Genomic DNA, 24,356 nt, shown 5'->3' on the forward strand with positions numbered 1-24,356 from the left:
GGACGGGGGGCCAGCCCCCCGAACCCCCCGGAGTTTATTGGGCAAAATGAAGATCAGGCCGTTTCAAGGCTGCTTGCGGTTTTGTCGAGCCGCGCAATCGCTTCGGCGATTTCTTCATCGGTAATTGTCAGGGGTGGCAGCAGGCGGATCACATTATCGGCAGCAGGTACGGTGACGATTTCGTGTTTATAGCCCGCCGCGACCACATCGCTGTTCGTTGCTTTGCATTTCAGACCCAACATGAGCCCGGCACCGCGAACGGATTCGAAGATATCGGGGTGGTTGGCTACAAGACCTTCAAGCTTTTGACGGATCATGCTGGCCTTGCGGTTGACCTCGGCCAGAAAGGCCGGATCGCCAATGATATCAATGACCGCATTACCGACGGCGCAGGCCAAAGGGTTACCGCCATAGGTGGACCCGTGGGTGCCCGCCGTCATACCTGATGCCGCGTCTTCGGTGGCAAGCACCGCGCCCAAGGGGAAGCCACCACCGATTCCTTTGGCGACCATCATGATGTCGGGTGTGATGCCCGCCCATTCGTGGGCAAAAAGCTTGCCGGTCCGGCCGACGCCGCATTGTACCTCGTCCAGGATAAGAAGGATGCCGTGTTCATCACAGAGTGCACGCATCTCTTTCAGGCTTTGATCCGGGACAGGGCGAATGCCGCCCTCACCTTGGATCGGTTCGATCATAATCGCAGCCGTAGTGTCGGTAATCGCGGCTTTAAGCGCGTCTTCATCGCCAAACTCGAGATGTATGAACCCCGGCAGGAGCGGGCCAAACCCCTTGATCATTTTTTCGGACCCGGCAGCCGCAATCCCCGCAGAGGAACGACCGTGAAACGAGCCGGAGAAAGTGATAATTTCGACCCGGTCGGGCTGCCCTTTGTCGTAGAAATATTTGCGCGCCATTTTCACGGCCAGCTCGCAGGATTCTGTGCCCGAGTTGGTGAAAAACACGGTGTCAGCAAAGCTGAGGTCGACGAGTTTATCGGCGAGCGCCTGTTGCTGGGGTATTTGATACAAGTTTGAGGTGTGCCAAAGCTTGCCCGCCTGTTCCGTCAGCGCTGCGACCAACGCAGGGTTGGCATGGCCTAACGCGTTAACGGCGATGCCTGCGCCCAAATCCAGAAATCGGCGGCCGTCTTCCTCGATCAGCCAGCTGCCTTCGCCTTTGACAAAGCTAAGGGGCGCACGGGAATAGGTCGGCAGAACAGATGGGATCATCGGGATCATCCTTGTGGGGTTGGCCGCATCAAAGCCACAAAAGGCCATGGGAGGCGGAAAGGGTCAATGGAATTCAGGGGGTTTTTGCGGATTATTACCGCATATGATCAATCGCACCCCACGACAGGGATGGCGAAGCTAGGTCAGCTTTGGCGTCGTCGCGAAATATGTGCTACGCAATTCATCATGCGGATTTGTTAATCGAATGGGGCGATATTGCATAGCGTAAATTTTGCCGCCCCCTGTGTTTTCGGTCGATTTGGGTCAAAGAGTTCGATTTTGATGTGGTTTTGCAGCCCCGATTAGGCCCACAAGCCCCCCAAACGCTGCTTCGCGCCTTGCACCCAAGCTGTCAGTGATTAGTATAGGGACTTGAGATTTTCCAAGGCGGTCCGGAATGGGGCCGCTTTTTAGCTAAGGACGCCAAATGTCTTGGACTGATGACCGCGTAGAAATTTTGAAGAAAATGTGGGGCGAAGGCCAATCTGCCAGCCAGATCGCAAAAGAACTGGGCGGCGTCACCCGCAATGCCGTGATCGGCAAGGTTCACCGTCTGGGCCTGTCAAATCGCACAACGACCGGTGCGGCCGCACCTGCCACCGCAGCCCCCAAGGCCGAGGCCAAGCCGAAGCCCGCCGCGAAGGCTGCCGTGAAGCCGAAGGCCGAGCCGAAAGAAGAAGAGGTCGAGGCCGCACCCGCCCCACGGTCCAATCTGCCGGCACGCGCCAAGATCATTCCAGCAGGCCAACCCCTGCCACCACAGCCATCGGCCAACGAGATCAGCCCCGAGGCCTTGGCCAAGGTAAGCGAGATCGAAAAGAAATCGAAAAAAATCGGTCTGATGGACCTTACAGAGCGTACCTGCAAATGGCCCGTTGGCGATCCTGCGACGGATGATTTCTGGTTCTGCGGTCTGCCTGTTCAACAAGGCAAACCTTACTGCGAGGCCCACGTTGGCGTGGCATTCCAACCAATGAGCGCACGCCGCGACCGTCGCCGTTAAGAACATGATTAGTTTCAGATGACATGAGGGGGCTTTTTGGCCCCCTTTATTTTTGCCCGACGCCTGCCGCGAGACTAGCCTGCAGCGGTCTTGCCACGCCGATCATTGCGCAATTGGGCATAGAGTACGTGATTGCGCCAGCGGCCATCGATCTGCAGATAGCTTTGCGCGACACCCTCGTATTTGAACCCTGTCTTTTCCAGCAAGCCGCGCGATGCGACGTTCTCGGGCAGGCAGGCCGCCTCGATCCGGCTTAGGTCCAGACGCGTAAACGCATGGTGTACGGTCGCCTCTATCGCCTCGCGCATATAGCCGCGGCGCGCGAACCTTTCGCCGGTCCAATAGCCAAGCGTGCCAGCCTGTGCCGGCCCCCTGCGAATATTATCAAGGGTGATGGCCCCGATCAGCACATTGTCTTTGCGCCGGATCATAAACAGCGGCAACGCCGTGCCCCCTGTCACAGAACGCGACGCCCAATACACCCGGTTGGTAAACGACTTGCGCGACAGGTGATCGCTGGCCCAAGAGGGCTCCCACCCGGAGAGATAATCAATGCTATCGGCGCGCAACGTGGCCCAAGACCGGAAATCGGAATGGATCGGAGGGCGCAAAGTCAGCCGCTCCGTCTCAATCGCGAGTTTCCGTTTGACCAATAGCATCAGGCAGCGCGACGCTCTTGTAGGGCTTCCAGGGTTGGTGCCGCTTCGACCGGGCCATAAAGCGCCAAGGCAGCCGGAGCGGTTGACGCCATCTGCTGGGCGAAATCGCGCACATCACCTGTGGTCACGGCATCGATCTGCGCAATCGTTTCCTCCAGTGGCGGAATGCGGTCCCAAATCTGCATCAGCCGTGCAAGGCGTTCGGCGCGGTTCGACGGGCTTTCCAGCCCCATCAGCAATCCGGCTTTCATTTGCGCCCGTGCGCGTGCGACCTCGGCGGGTGACATGTCGGATGCCGCGCGCTTCATCTCGTCGACGGTGATGCCCGCCAATTCAGGGAGTTGTTCACCGCTGGTGCCTGCATAGATCGTCATCATGCCGGTGTCGGCATAGGCCCCCGCTTGGGCAAAGATCGTATAGCACAGACCACGGTTTTCGCGAATTTCCTGAAACAGCCGGCTGGACATACCACCGCCAAGCGCGGAGGCATAGATTTGCGCGACATAGATATCATCGGCGCGGTAGCCGGGGGATTCAAAGCCAAGAGCAAAATGGGCCTGCTCAAGAGGTTTGATCTGGCGAACCTCGCCCCCGGAAAATTTAGCAGCATCAACATCGAACAGCGGCTTTGACGGCATGTCACCGAACAGTTTCTCGGCAAGGCGCACGATTTCGTCGTGATCCACAGCCCCTGCCGCTGACAGGATCATCTGTTCAGGGCCGTAATGCTGCGCGATGAAACCCGACAGGTCCTCGCGGGTGAAATTCGACACACGCTCTTGCGGGCCAAGAATGGTGCGGCCCAGTGGTTGATTTGGATACGCCTCTTCCTGCAACCAGTCAAAGATCACGTCGTCAGGCGTGTCCAAGGCTTGGCCGATCTCTTGCAGGATCACGCCGCGTTCAACCTCGATCTCGTTTTTGTCCAACACAGGGTTGCGCAAAATATCCGCGATCACATCCAGCCCAAGGGCCACATCGTTTTCCAGCACACGCACATAATAGGCAGTCACCTCGCGCGAGGTATAGGCGTTGATATACCCGCCAACGTCCTCGATCGCCTCGGCAATCTGTAGCGATGTGCGTTTGGCGGTTCCCTTGAACGCCATATGCTCAAGAAAATGCGCGATGCCGTTTTGTTTCGGTGTCTCATGACGCGCACCTGCCGTCACCCACACCCCGATTGAGGCAGAGGCGAGACCGGGCATATGCTCTGTTACGATGCGAAACCCGTTGGACAGGCGGTGTTGTTGCAAACTCACTGGGCGATGCCCCCTTTGATGATGTCCTTGAGGGCTGCCAGATCGTTTGGCACGCGGGTCACGCGTTCCTCGCGGTCGAATAAATCAGCCATATGGGGTGGCAATGGCGGGCGCACACCTGTTGCAGCCTCGACCGCGTCGGGGAATTTGGCCGGATGCGCTGTGGCCAATGTGATCATGGGGGTCGCCGGATCACGCAACGCTTGGGCAACGCGGACCCCGATGGCGGAATGCGGGCACAGCAGTTCGTTGGTGTTGGCGTAAAATTCCTTGATCGTGGCCGATGTTTCCTGTTCCGAGACGCGGTCAGACTTGTAGGTGTTTTGCAGGTCGCGCAGGGCATTGTCGCCCACGTCAAAGCCACCATTGGCAAGATCGTCCATCAAGCCGTTGATCGCGTCACTGTCCTGCCCATAGGCAAAATACAACGCGCGTTCAAAGTTCGAGCTGACCTGAATATCCATCGACGGGCTGATCGACGGATGGACCTCGCCCTTGTGATAGCCACCTGTGGTCAGGCAGCGGTGCAGGATATCGTTTTGGTTTGTCGCCACCACCAGATCGGCAATCGGCAGGCCCATCTCGCGGGCGATGTAGCCTGCGAAAATGTCGCCAAAGTTGCCGGTTGGAACGGTAAAGCTGACCTTACGATCCAGCGCGCCCATCGCCAGCCCTGCGGTGAAGTAGTAAACAACCTGCGCCAGCACACGGCCCCAGTTGATGCTGTTCACGCCAGCCAGCTTTACGCCGTCGCGGAATTCGTGGTCGTTGAACATGTCCTTGAGGCGGGCCTGACAATCGTCAAAATCGCCGTCCAACGCCAAGGCATGCACGTTGCTTTCCGATGGGGTGGTCATCTGGCGGCGCTGCACGTCGGACACGCGGCCATGCGGGTACAAAATGAACACGTCGACATTATCCAAACCGCGGAATGCCTCGATCGCGGCCGATCCCGTGTCGCCAGAGGTCGCGCCGACGATGGTCACGCGGTCGCCCTTGCGCGACAGAACCGCCTGAAACATCTGGCCGATCAATTGCATGGCGAAATCTTTGAACGCCAGCGTGGGGCCGTGGAACAGTTCCAGCAAGAAATGCCCCTGATCCAGCTGCACCAAAGGCGCGCGGACCGTGTGGTTGAACCCGGCATAGGCATTGGCAATCAACTGCTTGAATTCTGCATCCGTGAAGGTGTCACCGATAAAGGGGCGCATCACTTTGAATGCGACGTCTTCATAGGACATCGTCGCCATTTCGGTCAGGTCTTCGCGCGACAGCGTCGGGATCGTTTCCGGCACATACAGCCCACCATCACGGGCAAGCCCTGTCAGCAGTGCTTCTTCGAAATTCAGAACGGGGGCAGCTCCACGAGTAGATACATAACGCATAAGGAAGGTCAGCTTTCGACTTTGGATGCGCCACGGGGGCGCAGGAAAAATAGGCTCATGCCAAGCCAGATGGCGGCAAGAGAGAACCAGGTGATCGCGTATTGCAAGTGATCATTCGGGATACGGGCCGTATCAACTGGCAGGGCGCTTACCCCAGGCTCCCGAACAGAGCTTGACCGTGCCACCAACAAGATCGGTAGGGTTTGCAAGGCACCGGCCATTGCATCGACATCGCGGGCGAACCAAATATTGGCATTCATATCGGGCGCAGGGGTAAAGCCGTCGGTTTCTTGGGGCCATTGCAGATTGCCAATGACAGATGCAGGACCGATGGCCCGTTCGGTGTCTTTGGCGGTGGCAAGGGCAAAGCCGCGATCGACCATGATCTCGCGACCGTCTTGCAATTCGAACGGCGCGATAATGCGGTAGCCTGCACCGATGTCCTTTTGCGAAACCAGCACGTGAATTTCGCCATCGCCCATGACGCCATCGGCGACAATCGGCAGGTATGCATCGGTTTGCGGATCGACGGTTTCAGGCAGGGCAACAGGTGTTGCGGTGATACGCGCGTTGATATCAGCGATGATCGCCTGTTTCCAAGCAAGCCGCTGTACCTGCCAGACCCCAAGCGAGATCAGGATAGCAGCCCCCCCAAGGCCGATAATCAGCAGGAATAGCGTGCGGCGCATACGGCTCTCTTGTGGTTGGTTACCGCCCGGGCAACATCAAGACAAAGGCGCGCAAGGTTGCCCTTACGCGCCTGTTGCTTTTAGTGATTACCTGCCGGTTTGCAAGCAGGCGGGGCGCTTAGATGCCCCACATGTAGACGGCGAAGAAAAGAAACAGCCATACCACGTCAACAAAGTGCCAGTACCATGCTGCGGCTTCGAAACCGACGTGCTGTTCAGGGGTAAAATCGCCCCGCATCGCACGGATAAGGCACACGGCCAGAAAGATCGTACCGATGGCCACGTGGAAGCCGTGAAAGCCGGTTGCCATAAAGAAGCTGGAGAAGAACAAATCGCCGCCAAAGGTCCAGTCATCATGCACAAGCAATTCATAGTATTCATATGCTTGGAACGCGGTGAACAGCATCCCCAGACCAATCGCGATGGCCAGGCCAGCAATCAGATCTTTGCGGTTGTTTTCATGCACCAATGCGTGGTGTGCCCATGTTACGGCACAGCCGGACAGCAACAAAATAAGCGTGTTGATCAGCGGCAGGTGGAATGCATCAACAGGAATGATGTCAGGCTGAACATAGGTGGAGCCGGGGAAGGCATCCATTGGGTACAGCGCTTCTTTGAAGAAGGTCCAGAACCATGCAACAAAGAACATTACCTCGGACATGATGAACAGGATAAAGCCGTAGCGCAGGCCGATGCGTACCACTGGTGTGTGATCGCCGATCTTGCTTTCTGCGACAACTTCGGACCACCAGCCAAACATGCAATACAGTACCGCGGCCAAACCAGCAAAGAACACGAACGGCGTGATGTCGTGCATCCAGAAAACGATGCCAGCCAGCATAGCACAGCCAGCCAAAGAGCTGAGCAGCGGCCATGTCGAGGGCGCTAGAATGTGGTAGTCGTGATTTTTTTCATGGGCCATGGTGGCGTCCCTCACCTTTTCCTAATTCAGGTTTATCTGGCTGCCTTGATCAAGGGCGGCATATCCCTCGGGCAGATCAATTTCATAGAACGTATAAGATAGTGTGATCGTATGTACATACTTGCCATCAAGGTCTTTGACGATTTCCGGGTCGACAAAGAAGCTTACTGGCATCTGAACGCGCTCACCGGGGGCAAGCACCTGTTCAGTAAAGCAGAAACATTCGATTTTCTCAAAGAATGGCCCGGCCGAATAGGGCGTCACGTTATATGCCGCCTGCCCTGCAACCGGCTTATCCGTCGGGTTATACGCCTCGTAAAAGGCAAGGCCCGTTTCACCGATGCGCAGTTCCATCTCAGTGACGGCAGGCTTGAATTCCCAAGGCATGCCCTGATTCAGGCTGCCGTCGAAACGCACCTTGATCGTTTGATCCAGGATATCGCCCGCGTTCGCGCTGACTTGGCCCGGCGTGCCGCCGAACCCGGTAACTTTGCAAAACCAGTTGTAAAACGGCACAGACGCCCAGGCCAGCCCGCCCATCAGCACAACCACTGATACGGTCTGCGCCACAGTCTTTGCCGGACCGGACATTGCCATCAATTGCTCTCCTGCGTCTGAATGGCACCACCAGGTAGGTCACCAAAATCGATATTGGTGATCTTAACAAAGGTCAGGGCCATGACCAACAGGACAAAAGCGCCCAGCATCAGGCCGATTCCCAAATTACGGCCACGGCGCCGCGTGTGAAGCTCGTGTTCGACGCGAATGCTCATGACCAACCTCCTAGACCATATGGACGTAATGTTGCCTCAGCCAGAATCGCGCCGAAGTGCAGGAATAGATACCAGAGCGACAATCTGAAAAACTTGCGTTCGACCAAGAAGTTGTCGGCCTCGCTGTCGTCCTCGTTACGCTTCCAGATCCGCACGGCCCCGATCAGGAACAGGACGTTCAGAACCACGGCTGTCACCAGATAGATCGGCCCGCCGATGGACGTGAAGCCAGTGCCAATCGCTAGGATCACCAGCAAAACAGTATAGGCAAGGATATGACGGCGCGTGGACGGCCGACCGTGGGTCACGGTCAACATTGGCACTTTGGCGTCGTCATAATCATTGCGCATGAACAGCGCCAGCGCCCAGAAATGCGGCGGCGTCCACATGAAGATAAGCGCAAACATCAACCATGCTTCGACAGAGAAACTGCCAGTTGCGATGATCCAGCCGATCACCGGCGGAAACGCACCTGCGGCCCCCCCGATCACGATGTTTTGCGGCGTCGCACGCTTTAGCCACATGCTGTAGAAAACAGCGTAAAACAGGATTGTGAACAGCAACATGCCTGCGGCCAGCAAATTCGCGGCAAGCCCCAGCATCATCACCGATAAGCCGGACAGCGCGACACCGATGGCCAAGGCTTCGCCCGGCTGGACACGTCCCGACGGGATCGGGCGACCAGCGGTCCGACGCATGATCGCGTCAATGTCAGCATCCCACCACATGTTCAAAGCACCCGATGCACCAGCACCAATCGCAACAAACAGGATCGATGCGAAGCCGACGACCGGATGCACGGAAACCGGAGCGGCCAACATACCGACCAACGCGGTGAAAACGACCAACTGCATCACACGCGGCTTCAACAGTGCGAAATAATCGCCCAGTTGCGACTCGTAGTCGCCAGAAGTGGTTGTGCTCGTGTCTGACATGTCAAAACTCATATAAAAAGGGCCGGGCCACGCAGCGCGCGCCCCGGCATCTTACATTTAGTTACTTCGACGCGACGGTCAAAGGCTGCGGAATACCTGCGTATTCTGCTTTCGCCTTGCCCAGCCATTCGGCATAGGCCGCTTCGGAGACGACTTTGACTGTGATCGGCATATAGGCATGCGCGTTGCCGCACAGCTCAGAACACTGACCAAAGTAAACACCTTCTTTTTCAGCGGTGAACCACGTTTCGGCCAAGCGGCCCGGAACGGCGTCCTGCTTTACCCCAAAGGCGGGAACGGCCCAAGAGTGGATCACGTCGGACCCGGTGATCTGAACAACGATTGTTTTACCCACGGGGATAACAACAGCTGTGTCGGTCGCCAAAAGGAACTGCTGCTCGCTGTAACCTGCGGCTTCCAGCTCGGCGATAACCTCGGGTGTTTTACGGTTTTCACCGCCCAACGCCGGGGCACCGATCATGTAGCTGTCAAAGCCAAAACCGTCGTCAACGTATTCATAGGACCAATACCACTGGTTCCCGATCGCCTTGATGGTCAAATCGGCCTGCGGGATTTCCTGCTGGCGGAAAAGGATCGGCAGCGAATAGGCACCGATCAGAACAAGGATCAAAATAGGCGCGATCGTCCACGCGATTTCAACCGGGGTGTGGTGCGTAAAGGATGCAGCAGTCGGGTTACGCTTTTTGTTATAGCGAACTGCGACCCAAAGGATCAGACCCGTTACGAACAAAGTGATCAGCGTGATGATCACCAAGATCAGATAATCCAGATCATGAATATCTTGTGCAATGCGGGTTACAGCGGGCTGAAAGCCCGTTTTCCCGTCAACCGGTTCCCCGATGATCTCGAGACCATCGATGCGAAGATTTTCCTGTGCCCATGCGGGGGCAGCGGAAAAGGCGGCCATGAGACCTGAAAGTTTAAGAAGATGTTTCATATGTCGTCCTGATCTTGTGACCATTGATAGCGAATCTTAGCAGCATGTGCCGTTTTGGACCACGTGCCGTTGTAATCTCTATGCTTACAATCATATTCTAACTTCAAGATAAAGACTTCTGCTTGTGTCAAACGGACGCGAAGCGATCTTTTTGACACAAATCAGGGAACATCTTGATGAGCCAACCTCGTTTTAACCCTTTTGAAGGTGACCTTGACCGCGACACCGCGCTTTCAGTCCTGAAAGATGCCGTTGCAGGTGCGGATGATGGTGAATTGTTCTTTGAACGTCGCCGTTCCGAAGGGCTGATGTTTGATGATGGTCGACTGAAAACAGCAAGCTATGATGCCTCAGAGGGGTTTGGCCTGCGCGCCGTACGCGGCGAAGTGGCAGGATATGCGCATTCTTCGCAAATCACCGAATCTGCCCTGGGCAGGGCCGCCGAGACCGCGCGCCTGGCCGTCGGTAACGGGGGCGGCACTTGGGCGGATGGGCCTACTGCGACCAATCGACACCTCTACACTGACGAAGATCCGATTGCCGGGGCGACATTTTCGGTAAAAGTCGAAACACTTCGCGAAATCGACGATTTCGCCAGAAGTTTGGACAAACGCGTGGTGCAGGTGTCTGCATCTATATCCGCCTCCATCCAAGAGATCGAGATTCTGCGCCCCGAAGGCACGACCGTCCGCGATATCCGCCCTATGACACGTGTTAACATTTCCGTCATCGTTGAACAGAACGGTCGGCGTGAAAGCGGCAGTGCCGGCGGCGGCGGGCGTGTCGGGCTTGATGGCCTGATCGCGCGGTCCGATTGGCAGGCCAAAACCCGCGAAGCATTGCGGGTTGCCTGCGTTAACCTTGAGGCCGTCCCCGCCCCTGCGGGCATGATGGATGTCGTGTTGGGGCCCGGCTGGCCCGGCATCCTGCTGCACGAGGCCATCGGCCACGGGCTTGAGGGTGACTTCAATCGCAAAGGAACAAGCGCATTTGCCGGGCTGATGGGCCAGCAGATTGCCGCCAAAGGCGTGACCGTTCTGGATGACGGCACGATCCCTGACCGGCGCGGGTCGATCACCATCGATGACGAAGGTACGCCTTCGGCAAAAAACACGTTGATCGAAGACGGGGTTTTGGTTGGTTATATGCAGGACCGCCAGAACGCCCGCCTGATGGGCGTGCAATCGACCGGGAATGGCCGACGCGAATCTTACGCGCATATTCCGATGCCCCGCATGACCAACACCTATATGCTGGGCGGCAACGTGGCCCCCGGTGATATTGTCGCTGACCTCAAGGATGGCATCTATGCTGTTGGGTTTGGCGGCGGGCAGGTCGACATTACAAACGGCAAGTTCGTGTTCTCGTGTACCGAGGCATATCGCGTTCAAAACGGTGTGGTCGGTGCCCCGGTAAAAGGTGCGACCTTGATCGGCGACGGTGCAACCGCCCTGAAACAGATCCGCGCCATCGGCAATGATCCGACCCTAGACCCCGGCATGGGCAACTGCGGCAAGGCCGGTCAATGGGTGCCTGTGGGCGTGGGTCAACCGACCCTCATGATCGGCGGCCTTACCGTCGGCGGTGCTGCGACTTAAACGGCCCTCCCTCGTCCATTTACCGAAAATGGGCGGGGAACCCTTCATTCGTTGTTAACCAGGTCTGCCTATACCTGATTCTGCAACAGACGGAGATACGGGATGACTGACAAGGACTACAATCCTTCTTCCACTCACCCCCCAATCCCACCCACCTCGGAAGACGAAAGTTTTGCCCGTCTTCGTTTGTTGCGCTCGCGCCGGGTCGGCGTATCAACGTATAAACGACTGCTGACCGAACATGGCACTGCGCAGAACGCGCTGGCCGCGCTGCCAACGGTGGCGCGCGCCGCGGGCGTCCAGAACTACGAGGTGTGCCCCAAAGCGGTTGTCGATGCGGAACTGCGGGCCGGCAAGGCCGCTGGTGCGCGGCTGATCATGCACGGCACCGCCGATTACCCTACAATCCTTGCCGAGCTAGACGATGCCCCGCCGTTTCTTTGGGCGTTAGGGGATACCGATCTGCTAAACAGACCAACCATTTCAATGGTCGGCGCGCGAAATGCATCCTCGCTGGGCACCCGCATGGCCAAAGCGCTGGCAAAAGGTCTGGGCGAAGCTGGGTTCGTTGTGGTGTCGGGGCTGGCGCGCGGGATTGATGCCGCCGCGCATCTTGCTGCACTTCCCACCGGAACAATTGCCGTGCAGGCAGGCGGCATTGACGTGATGTACCCGGCCGAGAATACGCAACTGGCCCATGACATTGCGAAATCGGGCCTGCGCGTGTCGGAACAACCGATGGGCCTGCAACCGATGGCGCGCCATTTCCCCAGCCGCAACAGAATTATTGCCGGACTCAGCCGCGCGACAATCGTGGTCGAAGCAGCGGCCAAATCCGGCAGCCTGATCACCGCACGCGACGCGCTGGATCAGGGCCGCGATGTCTTGGCGGTGCCCGGTCACCCGTTCGATGCCCGTGCGGCAGGATGCAATATGCTGATCCGAGACGGCGCATGGCTCGTCAGAAACACCGCCGACGTGATCGAGGCCTTGGGCAAAGAATACCTGCCCCCGTCCCCTTCCGCACAACCTGAGCTTAACCTTGCGCCGATGGACAAACTGGGTGGCTCTCAAAGAACGCTTAGGGAAACCGCGGCCCTGCACATGAAAATCCTATCGCGACTTGGCCCAAGCCCGATCGCCGAAGACCAGCTGATCCGGGATTTGAAAACTGTCCCCGCTAAAGTCGCACCGATCCTGATTGACCTTGAACTGGAAGGTCAGGTGCTCCGCCAGCCCGGAGGTCTTATTTCGCGCGCAGGATGACGGATCGCTGCCCAGCTCTGCCCGCGTTGCCAAGCGCATAATCCAAGGTAAAATCATTCTGGCATCGCCTTGACCACACCGCCTCTGCAAGGGTGCCGTTTGCAAAACATTACACACGCATTGGCTGCAACTGCCCCCGCTATAGGCGAACAAGCCGCCCAGTTTCACATGCCCTGCGCATTGACAAAACAACCGCTACGCCACATGTCACAGCACAAGCAGACCCATTCCAATTGATCCAAGGTACGGAAATATATGCCAGTTGTTGTCGTCGAATCACCTGCTAAGGCCAAAACGATCAACTCTTATCTGGGCAGCGATTACACTGTTCTAGCCTCATATGGCCACGTGCGCGACCTTCCCCCCAAGGATGGATCAGTCGACCCCGATAATGATTTCGACATGCTTTGGGAGGTCGCAGCGGCCAGCAAGAAACACGTCAAAGCAATTGCCGACGCGTTGAAAAACGACAACGAACTGATCCTCGCGACCGACCCCGACCGCGAGGGCGAAGCGATCAGCTGGCACCTGCAAGAGGCACTGACGGCCCGCAAATCGATCAAGAAGGACACGCCGGTCAGCCGCGTGGTGTTCAACGCGATTACCAAATCTGCCGTGACCGAAGCGATGAAAAACCCGCGCCAAGTGGATATGCCATTGGTCGAGGCCTATCTGGCACGTCGCGCGCTGGATTACCTTGTGGGCTTTAATCTATCGCCGGTTTTGTGGCGCAAGCTGCCCGGTGCGAAATCGGCCGGGCGCGTCCAATCCGTGACATTGCGGTTGATCGTCGAGCGCGAGATGGAAATCGAAGCGTTCCGCAACCGCGAGTACTGGAGCGTGAAAGCACTGGTCGCCACCCCGCGCGGCCAGGAATTCGAAGCACGCCTTGTCACCCTTGCCGGTAAAAAGCTGGATCGCTTTGATCTGGCCAATGATACGCAGGCCGAAATGGCTGTGCAGGCGATCACCAGCCGCGATCTGACGGTCACGAGCGTCGAAGCAAAACCGGCCAGCCGGAACCCTTCGGCCCCCTTCATGACCTCGACCCTGCAGCAAGAAGCCAGCCGCAAGTTCGGCATGGGTGCCCGCCAAACCATGAGCACCGCCCAGCGTTTGTACGAGGCGGGTCACATTACCTATATGCGGACAGACGGTATCGACATGGCCCCCGAGGCGATGACGATGGCCCGCGATGCGATCAAGGACCGGTTTGGCGCAGAATATGTGCCGTCATCCCCGCGCATCTACAAGAACAAAGCCAAGAACGCCCAAGAAGCGCACGAATGTATCCGGCCAACCGATATGGCCAAGGACGCCGCCGCGCTGAAGCTGACGGAACCGGACCAGCGCAAGCTGTATGATCTGATCTGGAAGCGCACGCTGGCCTGTCAGATGGAAAGCGCGCGGCTTGAACGGACAACTGTCGAAATCGGCAGCAAAGACGAACAGGTCGGCCTGCGCGCGACGGGTCAGGTTGTTCAGTTCGACGGCTTCCTGCGCGTCTATGAAGAAGGCCGCGATGATGTCGTCGACGAGGACGACAAGCGCCTGCCGCAAATCACCCAGGGCGATAAGATGGACAAGCGTTCGGTCACGCCCGAGCAGCATTTCACGCAACCCCCGCCACGCTACACCGAAGCCACGCTGGTCAAGCGCATGGAAGAGTTGGGGATCGGGCGGCCGTCGACATATGCAAGCGTAGTCACAACGATCCAAGACCGCGAATATGTCCGCAAGGAAGGCAACCGGCTGTTCCCCGAGGACAAAGGCCGGCTGGTTACGGCATTCCTTGAGAACTATTTCCGGAAATACGTCGGATATGACTTTACCGCCGATCTTGAGGATCAACTGGATAAAGTCAGCGCAGCGGATGCAGATTACAAAGACGTCCTGAGCCGCTTTTGGAAAGATTTCTCGGCAGCGATTGCGGAGACGGCCGATCTGCGGATCACCGAGGTGTTGGAAAAGATTAACGAGGTTCTAGAACCACATCTGTTCCCACCGACCGAAGACGGGTCAGACCCGCGTCTTTGCCCGAACTGCGGAATTGGGCGTTTGTCGATGCGCACGGCGCGGTCCGGTGGCGCGTTCATCGGCTGTTCGAACTACCCTGAATGTCGCTATACTCGTCCCTTTGGCCCGCCCGATCCCGAGGCGGAAAAATCTGCGATCCCGCCGGATGGCAAGCTGCTGGGCGAAGACAACGGTGACGAAATCCGCGTGTTCAAGGGGCGCTTTGGACCTTATGTGCAGCGCGGCCCGGTCACCGAAGAAAACAAAAAACCGCCCCGTCAATCGGTGCCAAAAGACTGGCCCGCTGAGGAGCTTGAGCTGGACCGCGCATTGATGCTGCTGTCGTTGCCGCGCGAGATCGGCCCCCACCCCGAAGACGGGATCATGGTTTGGGCCAACATCGGGCGCTACGGGCCATATATCAAACACGCGCCCAGCACATCGGATCGCGGCGGCACGAATGCCAACCTTGAAGGGTTGGACGAAGTGTTCACCGTGGGCATGAACCGCGCCGTGCAATTGCTGGCCGAAAAGGTCGCCAGCCGTGGTGGCCGGGGCAAGGCCGCAAAACCGATCCGCGAGATGGGCGAACACCCTGATCTGGGCGGCGACGTGAACATCATGGAAGGCAAATACGGGCCCTATGTGAAATGGGAAAAGGTCAACGCGACCATTCCCAAGGAAATCGAGCCCGCCGACCTGACCATGGAACGCGCCGTCGAACTGATCGAGGAAAAGCTGGCCAAGTCACCGGCCAAGCGCAAAGCCGCGACCAAAAAAGCACCGGCCAAGAAAGCCGCCACTAAAAAGCCTGCAGCAAAGAAACCTGCTGCTAAAAAGCCGGCCGCCAAAAAGAAAGCGCCAGCAAAAAAGGCACCGGCCAAGAAGGCCGAATAACCATTTCGTGAACGAATTGTAATTCATGAATACGTGAATTGCCGCTTAGCCATCCAAGTGTCACCTGTGCAGTGAATGCCACAGCATAAGGAGCACAAGGATGGCCGAGCAGAAGATTTCACGTCGCAAAATGTTAACCGTGGCCGGTGCCACGCTATTCATGCCCTCTATTCTTCGTGCCCAATCAGCCGAGCCTGAGAGGGAGGGCGACCCTGTACGCCACAACACCTCGAGCTTTACGCAACAACGCTGGCAAGATCACTTTGACGATCTGGGTAAAGCGGCAATCGTTGCCGACACGACATCGCGCGCCTTGCATTTCTGGAGCGGGGACGGCGAAACCTACAATATCTATCCGACCTCTGTGCCGCGCAGCGACGAGCTGACCAAACGGGGCTACACCAAGATCATGCGCAAACGGGTTGGCCCGGACTGGACCCCCACCTCCAGTATGATCGAACGCAACCCTGATTTGAAATACATGCCCCCCGGCCCCGACAATCCGCTGGGCACCCATGCGATGTATCTGGGCTGGCCCGCCTACCTGATCCACGGCACCCACGACACACGCAAGATCGGGCGGCAAAGCTCGGACGGGTGTATCGGCCTTTACAACCACATGATCGAAGCGCTGTTCCAGATCGCCCCGATTGGCACGCAAGTGCGGATCGTCTGATATTGCGGCTGCGGCCCGCATAGGGTGCAAGACTGCCGGTAAATTCCCCTAGAACACGCAATGCTGACAGTTTTCAGGCGCATCTTAACGGGTGCGCCTGAGCCATATTTGACACCTGCGAAACGTAGCGTCATAGAAGTCGATAAGCATGGAGACGTGCGGGATGCCCCCGCTATCGAAAGGACCCGGAATGAAGAAAATTTATGGTAGCGCCGCCGAAGCGCTGGACGGCGTGTTACACGACGGCATGTTGATTGCTGCTGGCGGTTTCGGCCTGTGCGGCATCCCCGAACTGCTGCTTTCAGCGATCCGCGACGCTGGCACCAAGGATCTGACCTTTGCGTCGAACAACGCGGGCGTTGATGATTTCGGGATCGGCATCTTGTTGCAGACAAAGCAGGTCAAGAAAATGATCAGCTCCTATGTCGGCGAAAACAAAGAATTCATGCGCCAGTATCTTGGTGGCGAGCTTGAGCTTGAATTCAACCCACAAGGCACATTGGCAGAGCGTATGCGTGCCGGTGGTGCGGGCATTCCCGGTTTCTATACCAAGACCGGCGTTGGCACCGTGATTGCCGAAGGTAAAGAGCACAAGGATTTCAACGGCGAAACCTATATCATGGAAGAAGGCATCTTTGCCGATCTGGCCATCGTAAAGGCATGGAAGGCTGATGCGACCGGCAACCTTGTGTTCCGCAAGACAGCCCGCAACTTTAACCCGCCCGCCGCGATGTGTGGCAAGATCTGCATTGTAGAGGTCGAAGAGATCGTCCCCACAGGCAGCCTTGACCCCGACACGATCCACCTGCCCGGCATCTATGTGCACCGCATCGTTCAGGGCGAACATGAAAAGCGGATCGAACAACGCACGGTAAGGAGCGCATAATATGTGGGATCGCAATCAAATGGCGGCACGCGCCGCGTTGGAACTGCAAGACGGCTGGTATGTGAACCTGGGCATCGGGATTCCGACGCTGGTATCAAACTATATCCCCGAAGGCGTCGAAGTGACCCTGCAATCCGAAAACGGCATGCTGGGCATGGGCCCCTTCCCGATTGAGGGGACCGAGGACGCCGACCTGATCAATGCGGGCAAGCAGACCATTACCGAACTGCCGCAAACCGCATATTTCGACAGTGCGATGTCTTTCGGCATGATCCGCGGTGGCAAGATCGCCATGGCGATCCTGGGTGCCATGGAAGTTGCCGAGAACGGCGATCTCGCGAACTGGATGATTCCGGGCAAGCTGGTCAAAGGGATGGGCGGCGCGATGGATCTGGTGGCTGGTGTTGGCCGCGTGGTTGTCGTGATGGACCACACCAACAAACACGGCGACAGCAAAGTCCTTAAGGAATGCACCCTGCCGCTGACTGGCAAAGCCGTTGTTGACCGCATCATCACCAATCTTGGTGTGCTGGATGTTGTCGAGGGCGGGTTGAAGATCGTGGAATGCGCCGATGGCGTAACCGAAGAAGAGCTGCGCGCAGCGACCCTAGCCACAATCGTTTAATCGGCCGAAACATTAAGAAAGGGGCGGGCCACGACTGACTGCGCCCCTTTTTATTTGCCTAATTCATTGCCACAAAAACGCAGCCGTCTGAAATAAGCTCTGGCGGGGTCTGGCACAGGCCCTTGGCCACTTGGAACGCGGCCAGAACTTTGGGCACATAATCGCGCGTCTCGGCAAAAGGGGGCACGCCGGCATGTTGGCGCACATTCCCTTCGCCCGCATTATATCCGGCCAGTACCAGAATGGGGTCGCTGTCAAAGTGGCCCATTAACCAATCAAGATACTTTACACCGCCCGATATATTTTGGTTTGGCTTCATACTGTCAGCAACGCCGAACCGGGCTGCGGTGTCTGGCATCAGCTGCATCAGCCCTTCGGCCCCTGCCCCGCTAACCGCATCTGCGCGCCCGGCGGATTCAACGGTGATCACGGCCAGAACCAGTGCCGGTGATACCTTGGTCCCGATGGTTGACCGCAAGATATCAACGCCGTTGGCTTTCGCGATCTCTTGCATCTGCTGCATTCGCGGGGCGGGGACCTTGGCGCTGGCAGCGGCAAGCGTGATCATCGCCACCTCGAGCCTGCCGGGCCCTGATTTGGATACCTCGGGCGATACCCGTTCCCAGAACCAGTCAAACTGACCCGGCGCTGCTGGCGCAATGGCACCCGATGGCGTCGCCACAACCTGAGGCAAGGCCGCCTGCGGTTCAATAAACACGTCAATTCTGTTTACGCTGCCCGGTTTCGGCGGCTTTACACGTTTTGCTTCGAATTGAGGGAAAGGTTTGGGCGCGTCAGCCAAGAGCATTGGACCCGCCAATACCCCCGCTACCAGCGAGATCACAAATAATCGAAACATCTTTGCCTGCTTTTTTATGCTTATTCTGCTCGATAGGCTGAACATCACATGAAAATCCCTCGGAAACCAGCCAATCATGGCAGCAAATGTGGCTAAATCGCCTTAATTTACGTCCCAAACGTTGTCCGAACCACTGATTTCGAAAAAGTTAAAAAATTTTTCCATTTAGATTCAGCGTCGTAAAATTAATCAGCGGTTAATCGGTGCAGAAAGCGCAAATGTCACAATTGACGCCAAATTCATGCCTCATTCACAGGGCTATATAGCGTCATACCAAGTCGAACAGACGCTGAATAAAGAGATACAGCGCCAGAGACGACAACACGGTTGAGATTGAAAAAACCACATGATCCTTGGAGGGACATACCATGATGAACTTTATCAAAAACTTTAAGAAAAACGAATCCGGCGCAGTAACCGTTGACTGGGTTGTTTTGACTGCAGCCGTTGTTGGCCTGGCCGTCGCAGCTTACACTTCCATCGAATCTGGCGCGTCCACTCTGACAAGCAACACCAAAACTTACCTGACCGCTGTTGAGCCAGGCTAAGCTGGCTCTAAAGCCAGGAAATGATTGCAAAAATCTTGATTTTTTCAAACACGGCTGGCCGCATTTTGCACGACAAAATGCGGCCAATTCCGTCAAGGTCTTTTGACACCTAAAGGCATCATTCATGTACAATAAAATCAAAAATTTTATTACCAAAGCTGACGGTGCCATCACCGTTGACTGGGTTGTACTATGTGCTGCCGTACTATTCTTCGCGCTTACAATCGTTGCTGCGACCCGTGACGGTACTGTCGATCTTGCGGATCGAACAATCGTCATGAAATCTAACGGTTCGTGAAGGTAAATCGAGCTAAGCCCCCAAGACCCCCCCACGACAAACTGTTTGCTTATTAATGACGCTGACGCTCCACACTTCGGACATATTTTACCGTCATTTTTGGGAGCAGAACAAACGCTCTAAGCTTTTGGCGGATGAATTAACGAGGTAATCGACATGCGGATGTTATTTGGATTGGTTTTGCTGGCTGGTATCGCTCTTGCGGGCGGCGCGGTCTATTTGGCCAAAGGCCGCATCGGTGAATACCAGATGGCAAACGCACAAGCACAGGCCGCTTTGGCTCAGGTCGTGCCGACGGTTGATGTCTTCGTCGCCAACAAACCCCTGAAATACGGTCAACAGCTCACGCGGGATGACGTGCGCCAAGTTGCATGGCCTGTGAATGCGATCCCCGAGGGGACATTTATGGATGCGGCCATTCTGTTTCCAAAAAACAGCGACCTGCTGCGCGTTGTCCTGCGCGCCATCGAAAAAGACGAAGCCATCATGGCGATCAAGGTTACCGAACCGGGCCAGGACACTGGTCTGACGTCCCGGTTGGGGCGTGGCACACGCGCCTTTACCATCAAGGTCGACGCATCCAGCGGTGTTTCCGGCTTCCTGCGTCCTGGTGACCGCGTTGACGTATATTGGACGGGCCGCATCAATCTAGATGGGTCCAATCAAAATGGATCGGGCGACGTTACCAAACTGATCGAAGCAGGTATCCAGCTGATCGCGATTGACCAAAGCGCAGGTGGCGAACGCAGCGAAGCCGAGATTGCGCAGACCGTTACAGTTGCCGTCAAACCAAGTCAGGTTGCCGCATTGGCGCAGGCGCAATCCACCGGCAAGCTGTCGCTGTCACTGGTTGGGGCCGAAGATGACACTGTCGCCGCCAGTATCGAGGTTGACCAACGCACCTTGCTTGGGATTGAGACCGAAACTGCAAAAGCTGAGATCGAAAAGGAAAAAGTTTGCACAATACGGACCCGCCGCGGGGCCGAGGTGATGGAAATCCCGATCCCCTGTACAAACTGATTATCGAGAAATGAGACCAAAGGGCCGTGCAACAATGCGCGGCCCTTTGGATCTAAAAGCACATGTTGCCCTTAATCCACAGCATATCGCATCTTTGCATCATTGATTCTTGCAAAAATGGCCAAATACGCTCAAGGTGTCGGAAACGACGGGCATTAAGACCCACTCCAGAGGCGTGATCACAAAGGCAGGTCACATGAAAATCGATAGACTATTTACCGCGGCCTTTTTGGGCCTGACGCTATGTGCAATGCCATTGATGATGGCATCACCGACCGCTTTGCAGGCTGATACCCTGCGTGTGGTCAAAAAGGGCACGAACCGCGCACTCGAGGTTCCTATGAACCGGGCCGTTGTGGTTGAAAGTGATATCCCCTTTGCTGAACTTAGCATCGCGAACCCCGGCATCGCGGATATTTCGTCTTTGTCCGACCGCACGATCTATGTCTTAGGCAAATCGCCCGGTCTGACCACATTGACGCTTTTGGATGCGGGTGGCCAACTGATCACCAACGTCGATGTGCGCGTCGCATCAGACATCTCGGAATTCAAAGAACGGCTGCGCCAGATCCTTCCCGGTGAAAAGATTGAAGTGCGCACAGCGAACGACGGCATCGTCATGTCCGGCATCGTTTCGTCGACACAGCGCCTGCAACGCGCGCTGGATCTGGCAGAACGTTACGCCCCAGAACGTGTATCAAACCTGATGAGCGTGGGCGGTATCCAGCAAGTTATGCTGAAAGTCCGCTTTGCTGAAATGCAGCGGTCAGTTTCAAAATCGCTCAGCGCGTCTTTGGCGCTGGACGGTCTGGGTGCCGCAAGTCGCACCTTGAGCGGCGGGACCAATACAACAAACACAGCCGGGGCGATTGCCAATTCGCTTGCCGGATCAACCCCCGCAAGCAACACAAATGCGGGCGCGGTGCTGTTCGGCTTTAATGCCGGGTCTACTCAGGTCGGCTTGCTGCTTGAGGCCCTTGAACAAAAAGGCGCGGTTCGCTTCCTTGCCGAACCCAACCTTGTCGCCCTGTCTGGCCAAGAAGCAAAATTCCTCGCTGGTGGCGAATATCCGGTTCCTATTTCGCAAACGGATGACCGCGTAACAGTTGAATACAAACCTTTCGGCGTCGAGATGAGCTTTATCCCGCGTGTCGTCGACAAGGATTTGATCAATCTTGAACTGAACGCCGCCGTGTCTGCCATCGACGCGTCAAATTCGGTATCTTTGGGCAACGGCTTTAACATCGCGGCCTTCACCCGCCGCGAGACATCCACCACAGTCGAGATGCGCGACGGCGAAAGCTTTGCCATTGCGGGCCTTTTGCAAGACGACTTTACGGACACGTCCAGCCAGTTGCCCTGGATTGGCGACGTTCCGGTTTTGGGTGCCCTGTTTCGCAGCGCAAATTATCAACGCCAGCAAACCGAGCTTGTGATCATCATCACAGCGCATCTGGTGACACCGACCCGCGGCGAGGCATTAGCCCTGCCAACGGACCGGATTACCCCACCCACCGAAGGCGACCTGTTTCTTCGCGGCCGGGTGACTGCCGGTACACGTGCCCCCACGAAAGGTGCTGCAGGCGAAGTTGCCAAGCAGGATTTCAGCGGCTCTTACGGCTACGTACTGGATTAAAGCGATGAATTTTCAGATCACAGCCAAACTTGGTTCAGCCAGCCTGATCGCAACCCTTTCGATGCTTGCCGCCTGCGGGCAAAGCTCCGATCCGGTGTACACGCAGTTCTACCGCGAAGCCGGGTCGATTACGGATATTGGCACCTTTGGGGATGCCACACTGAACAACCGTTTGGTGATGACAGGTGAAAAACAGTATACCTTTGATCTGGCCAATCGCTTTGCCGGCGAAGTGCAATCAACGGTGACTTTCGCGTTTAATTCTGCGCAGTTGGACGGGGCAGCGCAGGCTGCCTTGCGTCAACAAGCAAGCTGGATCCGCCAATTCCCCGAGGTTCGTTTCCGCGTTTATGGCCATACCGATGCCGTTGGGTCGAACCGCTACAACAAATCGCTGGGCATGCGCCGCGCACAGGCTGTCGTTGGCTTTTTGGCGACGCAAGGTATCGGGCGCAGCCGGCTAGAGGCGGTGGTTTCCTTTGGCGAAACGCAACCTTTGGTCGTGTCACAGGGGCGCGAACGCGCAAACCGACGGACGGTCACCGAAGTTAACGGTTTCGTGAAACGTCACCCGACCGTGTTGGATGGGAAATACGCACAGATCATTTACCGTGATTACGTGGCCAGCGCCGTTCCACCATCACAACTGACCAGCAGCGCCACGGGACTCGCCAGCGAGTAACCTATGGCGATGCATCATTTTGGCGGTGCACGGCGATTGAGACGGGGCCAAAATCACCAATCCACCGCTCAATCCATCATCGTTTCAAAATACCCAACAATCGAAGCTTTTTAGCCCCAATCTCGCCCTAGTTGACTGAGATATCCAGTGGAACGGGCAAATTGTGACCGGTCGACAGACCCGGCGCAAGCAACCGCAAAGATGTCTGATCCGGCTTTTGCCAAGACAGCTCTCTGCCAAGCGCCCAGTATGGAAGGAAGATGCGCCCATGGCGAGCAAAGTGCCACAGATCGAAGCCCCTCAAATCGTCGCTTGTACGGTTAGTCGTGACGTTCAAAACTTCGATCTTCTGATCGAGGATATGGAAGGCGCGTTAGGCGAATGCTGGGGCGATCTGAGCTTTGCCGAAGCGCTTTCATTTCTGGGTCAACCGGAAGCCGAAACACTTGAACTGATCGCCTTGGCTGTGGATGCCACGGACGAGGATAACCTGGCCGTCATGGGTCAGGTCATCAGCCAGGCCAAAGCCCATAACGTGAAGGTAATCCTGATTGCCGAGGACATGAGCCCGGTTTCGCTTCACTCGTTGCTGCGTCAGGGCACGGATGAATTTGTCCCCTACCCGCTTCCCGAAGGGGAACTGGCAGCGGCAATTGAACGTGTACGCGCTGAACCCGTCCCCCCCCCCTCGGCGGCGGACCCGCAGACCCCGCAGCTGACCTCGGGTGCGAAAAAAGACGGCGCGCTGATCGTTGTGCACGGTTTGGCGGGTGGCACGGGTTCCACGACAATGGCCGTAAATCTGGCGTGGGAACTTGCCACTGCGGACAAGAAAAAACCCGCCAAAGTATGCTTGCTGGATCTCGATCTTCAGTTTGGATCGGTCGCGACCTACCTTGATCTGCCGCCACGCGAAGCCGTGTATGATATGCTGACCGAGACCGCGACGATGGACGAAGAAAGTTTCGGCCAAGCGCTTTTGACCTATGAAGAGCAGCTTCACGTTTTGACGTCGCCACCGGAAATTCTGCCACTTGATCTTATTTCGTCCGACGATGTGAAACGCATTCTTGATATCGCCCGAAACCAGTTCGATTACGTTATCGTTGATATGCCATCGACGCTGGTTCAATGGACCGAAACGGTACTGACCAACGCGCATGTATATTTCGCCTTACTTGAGTTGGACATGCGCTGCGCACAAAACACCCTTCGGTTCAAACGTGCGTTGCAATCCGAAGAATTGCCTGTCGAAACCTTGCGTTTTGTCCTGAACCGCGCGCCAAAGTTCACCGACCTGACTTCAAAAAGCCGCGTGAAACGTATGGCTGAAAGCCTGGGCATCTCGATTGATGTGCAAATTCCCGACGGTGGCAAGCAAGTGACGCAGGCCAACGACCATGGCACGCCCTTGGCCATTGCCGCCCCCAAAAGTCCAGTGCGCCGCGAATTCGCGAAACTCGCCGCATCTATTCACGAACTAAAAGAAGACGGGGTCAAAGCCGCCTAAGATCGTCCGAAGCGCCCGCTTAAC

Annotated in this window: 24 protein-coding genes; 13 read left to right on the forward strand and 11 right to left on the reverse strand. The window is 56.6% G+C overall.

The window, feature by feature from the left end; all coding sequences use genetic code 11:
- Positions 1-53: 53 nt before the first annotated feature.
- Positions 54-1,229, reverse strand: coding sequence for an aspartate aminotransferase family protein (locus KZZ06_RS04075; RefSeq protein ID WP_219578773.1), 1,176 nt, complete (start codon positions 1,227-1,229; stop codon positions 54-56).
- Positions 1,230-1,656: 427 nt separating this feature from the next.
- On the opposite strand from KZZ06_RS04075, the gene KZZ06_RS04080 reads away from it, so the two are divergent.
- Positions 1,657-2,232: a GcrA family cell cycle regulator gene (locus KZZ06_RS04080; protein ID WP_219578774.1), complete on the forward strand. Its 576-nt coding sequence runs from the start codon at positions 1,657-1,659 to the stop codon at positions 2,230-2,232.
- Between the two features lie 74 nt (positions 2,233-2,306).
- Here the strand turns inward: KZZ06_RS04080 and KZZ06_RS04085 are convergent, their stop codons facing one another.
- The 9 genes from KZZ06_RS04085 to coxB all read right to left on the reverse strand — a co-directional run bounded on the left by KZZ06_RS04085 (position 2,307) and on the right by coxB (position 9,815).
- Positions 2,307-2,891 (reverse strand): GNAT family N-acetyltransferase, encoded by a 585-nt coding sequence (locus tag KZZ06_RS04085; RefSeq protein WP_219578775.1) that lies wholly within the window; start codon positions 2,889-2,891, stop codon positions 2,307-2,309.
- On the reverse strand, positions 2,891-4,153 hold the full coding sequence (locus KZZ06_RS04090; RefSeq protein WP_219578776.1) for a pitrilysin family protein: 1,263 nt from the start codon (positions 4,151-4,153) through the stop codon (positions 2,891-2,893). The genes KZZ06_RS04085 and KZZ06_RS04090 overlap by 1 nt, the downstream gene beginning before the upstream one ends.
- Entirely contained in the window at positions 4,150-5,538 is a 1,389-nt protein-coding gene (gene thrC, locus KZZ06_RS04095; RefSeq protein ID WP_219578777.1) for a threonine synthase, read from the reverse strand. The genes KZZ06_RS04090 and thrC overlap by 4 nt, the downstream gene beginning before the upstream one ends.
- Positions 5,539-5,546: 8 nt before the next feature.
- The gene (locus KZZ06_RS04100; protein ID WP_219578778.1) at positions 5,547-6,227 is read right to left on the reverse strand and encodes an SURF1 family protein; all 681 of its coding nucleotides are present in this window, start codon (positions 6,225-6,227) and stop codon (positions 5,547-5,549) included.
- Positions 6,228-6,345: 118 nt separating this feature from the next.
- Entirely contained in the window at positions 6,346-7,149 is an 804-nt protein-coding gene (locus KZZ06_RS04105; protein WP_219578779.1) for a cytochrome c oxidase subunit 3, read from the reverse strand.
- A gap of 21 nt (positions 7,150-7,170) precedes the next feature.
- Positions 7,171-7,746, reverse strand: coding sequence for a cytochrome c oxidase assembly protein (locus KZZ06_RS04110; RefSeq protein WP_219578780.1), 576 nt, complete (start codon positions 7,744-7,746; stop codon positions 7,171-7,173).
- Positions 7,746-7,922 carry a cytochrome C oxidase assembly protein gene (locus KZZ06_RS04115; protein WP_219578781.1) on the reverse strand — a complete coding sequence of 59 codons (177 nt, stop codon included), beginning with the start codon at positions 7,920-7,922 and terminating at the stop codon, positions 7,746-7,748. The genes KZZ06_RS04110 and KZZ06_RS04115 overlap by 1 nt, the downstream gene beginning before the upstream one ends.
- Positions 7,919-8,857, reverse strand: a complete 939-nt coding sequence (gene cyoE, locus KZZ06_RS04120; protein WP_219578782.1) for a heme o synthase — start codon at positions 8,855-8,857, stop codon at positions 7,919-7,921. The genes KZZ06_RS04115 and cyoE overlap by 4 nt, the downstream gene beginning before the upstream one ends.
- A gap of 61 nt (positions 8,858-8,918) precedes the next feature.
- Positions 8,919-9,815, reverse strand: a complete 897-nt coding sequence (gene coxB / locus KZZ06_RS04125; protein WP_219578783.1) for a cytochrome c oxidase subunit II — start codon at positions 9,813-9,815, stop codon at positions 8,919-8,921.
- A gap of 176 nt (positions 9,816-9,991) precedes the next feature.
- On the opposite strand from coxB, the gene tldD reads away from it, so the two are divergent.
- The 6 genes from tldD to KZZ06_RS04155 all read left to right on the forward strand — a co-directional run bounded on the left by tldD (position 9,992) and on the right by KZZ06_RS04155 (position 17,779).
- A complete protein-coding gene (gene tldD, locus KZZ06_RS04130; protein WP_219578784.1) occupies positions 9,992-11,413 on the forward strand; it encodes a metalloprotease TldD in 1,422 nt (473 codons plus the stop codon).
- A 102-nt stretch (positions 11,414-11,515) separates the two neighbouring features.
- A complete protein-coding gene (gene dprA / locus KZZ06_RS04135; RefSeq protein ID WP_219578785.1) occupies positions 11,516-12,679 on the forward strand; it encodes a DNA-processing protein DprA in 1,164 nt (387 codons plus the stop codon).
- A gap of 255 nt (positions 12,680-12,934) precedes the next feature.
- On the forward strand, positions 12,935-15,592 hold the full coding sequence (topA, locus tag KZZ06_RS04140; RefSeq protein ID WP_219578786.1) for a type I DNA topoisomerase: 2,658 nt from the start codon (positions 12,935-12,937) through the stop codon (positions 15,590-15,592).
- Positions 15,593-15,692: 100 nt separating this feature from the next.
- On the forward strand, positions 15,693-16,268 hold the full coding sequence (locus KZZ06_RS04145) for a L,D-transpeptidase (RefSeq protein WP_219578787.1): 576 nt from the start codon (positions 15,693-15,695) through the stop codon (positions 16,266-16,268).
- Positions 16,269-16,458: 190 nt separating this feature from the next.
- Entirely contained in the window at positions 16,459-17,154 is a 696-nt protein-coding gene (locus tag KZZ06_RS04150; protein ID WP_219578788.1) for a CoA transferase subunit A, read from the forward strand.
- A 1-nt stretch (position 17,155) separates the two neighbouring features.
- A complete protein-coding gene (locus KZZ06_RS04155) occupies positions 17,156-17,779 on the forward strand; it encodes a 3-oxoacid CoA-transferase subunit B (RefSeq protein ID WP_219578789.1) in 624 nt (207 codons plus the stop codon).
- A 58-nt stretch (positions 17,780-17,837) separates the two neighbouring features.
- On the opposite strand, the gene KZZ06_RS04160 is transcribed toward KZZ06_RS04155, so the two are convergent.
- Entirely contained in the window at positions 17,838-18,638 is an 801-nt protein-coding gene (locus tag KZZ06_RS04160; RefSeq protein WP_219578790.1) for a lytic transglycosylase domain-containing protein, read from the reverse strand.
- 368 nt (positions 18,639-19,006) lie between these two features.
- Between KZZ06_RS04160 and KZZ06_RS04165 the strand changes: the two genes are divergently transcribed.
- The 6 genes from KZZ06_RS04165 to KZZ06_RS04190 all read left to right on the forward strand — a co-directional run bounded on the left by KZZ06_RS04165 (position 19,007) and on the right by KZZ06_RS04190 (position 24,332).
- Complete coding sequence (locus KZZ06_RS04165) at positions 19,007-19,186, forward strand: hypothetical protein (RefSeq protein ID WP_219578791.1); 180 nt, start codon at positions 19,007-19,009, stop codon at positions 19,184-19,186.
- Positions 19,187-19,310: 124 nt separating this feature from the next.
- Positions 19,311-19,484, forward strand: a complete 174-nt coding sequence (locus KZZ06_RS04170) for a hypothetical protein (RefSeq protein WP_219578792.1) — start codon at positions 19,311-19,313, stop codon at positions 19,482-19,484.
- A gap of 156 nt (positions 19,485-19,640) precedes the next feature.
- On the forward strand, positions 19,641-20,504 hold the full coding sequence (gene cpaB / locus KZZ06_RS04175) for a Flp pilus assembly protein CpaB (RefSeq protein WP_219578793.1): 864 nt from the start codon (positions 19,641-19,643) through the stop codon (positions 20,502-20,504).
- Positions 20,505-20,700: 196 nt separating this feature from the next.
- Positions 20,701-22,140 carry a type II and III secretion system protein family protein gene (locus KZZ06_RS04180; RefSeq protein WP_219578794.1) on the forward strand — a complete coding sequence of 480 codons (1,440 nt, stop codon included), beginning with the start codon at positions 20,701-20,703 and terminating at the stop codon, positions 22,138-22,140.
- Between the two features lie 61 nt (positions 22,141-22,201).
- Positions 22,202-22,822 carry an OmpA family protein gene (locus tag KZZ06_RS04185; RefSeq protein WP_257884229.1) on the forward strand — a complete coding sequence of 207 codons (621 nt, stop codon included), beginning with the start codon at positions 22,202-22,204 and terminating at the stop codon, positions 22,820-22,822.
- A gap of 268 nt (positions 22,823-23,090) precedes the next feature.
- Positions 23,091-24,332, forward strand: a complete 1,242-nt coding sequence (locus KZZ06_RS04190) for an AAA family ATPase (protein ID WP_219578796.1) — start codon at positions 23,091-23,093, stop codon at positions 24,330-24,332.
- The last annotated feature ends 24 nt before the right edge of the window (positions 24,333-24,356 follow it).

Source organism: Sulfitobacter sp. CW3 (assembly GCF_019392245.1).
In the GTDB taxonomy this organism is placed as follows: Bacteria; Pseudomonadota; Alphaproteobacteria; order Rhodobacterales; family Rhodobacteraceae; genus Sulfitobacter.

Excerpts from the sequence above, each read along its gene's own strand:
- KZZ06_RS04080 (WP_219578774.1), top strand. The coding sequence starts at position 1,657 with ATGTCTTGGACTGATGACCGCGTAGAAATTTTGAAGAAAATGTGGGGC.
- KZZ06_RS04155 (WP_219578789.1), top strand. The coding sequence starts at position 17,156 with ATGTGGGATCGCAATCAAATGGCGGCACGCGCCGCGTTGGAACTGCAA.
- coxB (WP_219578783.1), bottom strand. The coding sequence starts at position 9,815 with ATGAAACATCTTCTTAAACTTTCAGGTCTCATGGCCGCCTTTTCCGCT.
- KZZ06_RS04165 (WP_219578791.1), top strand. The coding sequence starts at position 19,007 with ATGATGAACTTTATCAAAAACTTTAAGAAAAACGAATCCGGCGCAGTA.
- topA (WP_219578786.1), top strand. The coding sequence starts at position 12,935 with ATGCCAGTTGTTGTCGTCGAATCACCTGCTAAGGCCAAAACGATCAAC.
- KZZ06_RS04115 (WP_219578781.1), bottom strand. The coding sequence starts at position 7,922 with ATGAGCATTCGCGTCGAACACGAGCTTCACACGCGGCGCCGTGGCCGT.
- KZZ06_RS04145 (WP_219578787.1), top strand. The coding sequence starts at position 15,693 with ATGGCCGAGCAGAAGATTTCACGTCGCAAAATGTTAACCGTGGCCGGT.
- KZZ06_RS04160 (WP_219578790.1), bottom strand. The coding sequence starts at position 18,638 with ATGTTTCGATTATTTGTGATCTCGCTGGTAGCGGGGGTATTGGCGGGT.
- cpaB (WP_219578793.1), top strand. The coding sequence starts at position 19,641 with ATGCGGATGTTATTTGGATTGGTTTTGCTGGCTGGTATCGCTCTTGCG.
- KZZ06_RS04105 (WP_219578779.1), bottom strand. The coding sequence starts at position 7,149 with ATGGCCCATGAAAAAAATCACGACTACCACATTCTAGCGCCCTCGACA.
- tldD (WP_219578784.1), top strand. The coding sequence starts at position 9,992 with ATGAGCCAACCTCGTTTTAACCCTTTTGAAGGTGACCTTGACCGCGAC.
- KZZ06_RS04190 (WP_219578796.1), top strand. The coding sequence starts at position 23,091 with ATGGCGAGCAAAGTGCCACAGATCGAAGCCCCTCAAATCGTCGCTTGT.
- KZZ06_RS04085 (WP_219578775.1), bottom strand. The coding sequence starts at position 2,891 with ATGCTATTGGTCAAACGGAAACTCGCGATTGAGACGGAGCGGCTGACT.
- cyoE (WP_219578782.1), bottom strand. The coding sequence starts at position 8,857 with ATGTCAGACACGAGCACAACCACTTCTGGCGACTACGAGTCGCAACTG.
- dprA (WP_219578785.1), top strand. The coding sequence starts at position 11,516 with ATGACTGACAAGGACTACAATCCTTCTTCCACTCACCCCCCAATCCCA.
- KZZ06_RS04185 (WP_257884229.1), top strand. The coding sequence starts at position 22,202 with ATGCTTGCCGCCTGCGGGCAAAGCTCCGATCCGGTGTACACGCAGTTC.
- KZZ06_RS04150 (WP_219578788.1), top strand. The coding sequence starts at position 16,459 with ATGAAGAAAATTTATGGTAGCGCCGCCGAAGCGCTGGACGGCGTGTTA.
- KZZ06_RS04170 (WP_219578792.1), top strand. The coding sequence starts at position 19,311 with ATGTACAATAAAATCAAAAATTTTATTACCAAAGCTGACGGTGCCATC.
- KZZ06_RS04075 (WP_219578773.1), bottom strand. The coding sequence starts at position 1,229 with ATGATCCCATCTGTTCTGCCGACCTATTCCCGTGCGCCCCTTAGCTTT.
- KZZ06_RS04110 (WP_219578780.1), bottom strand. The coding sequence starts at position 7,746 with ATGGCAATGTCCGGTCCGGCAAAGACTGTGGCGCAGACCGTATCAGTG.
- KZZ06_RS04180 (WP_219578794.1), top strand. The coding sequence starts at position 20,701 with ATGAAAATCGATAGACTATTTACCGCGGCCTTTTTGGGCCTGACGCTA.
- KZZ06_RS04100 (WP_219578778.1), bottom strand. The coding sequence starts at position 6,227 with ATGCGCCGCACGCTATTCCTGCTGATTATCGGCCTTGGGGGGGCTGCT.
- thrC (WP_219578777.1), bottom strand. The coding sequence starts at position 5,538 with ATGCGTTATGTATCTACTCGTGGAGCTGCCCCCGTTCTGAATTTCGAA.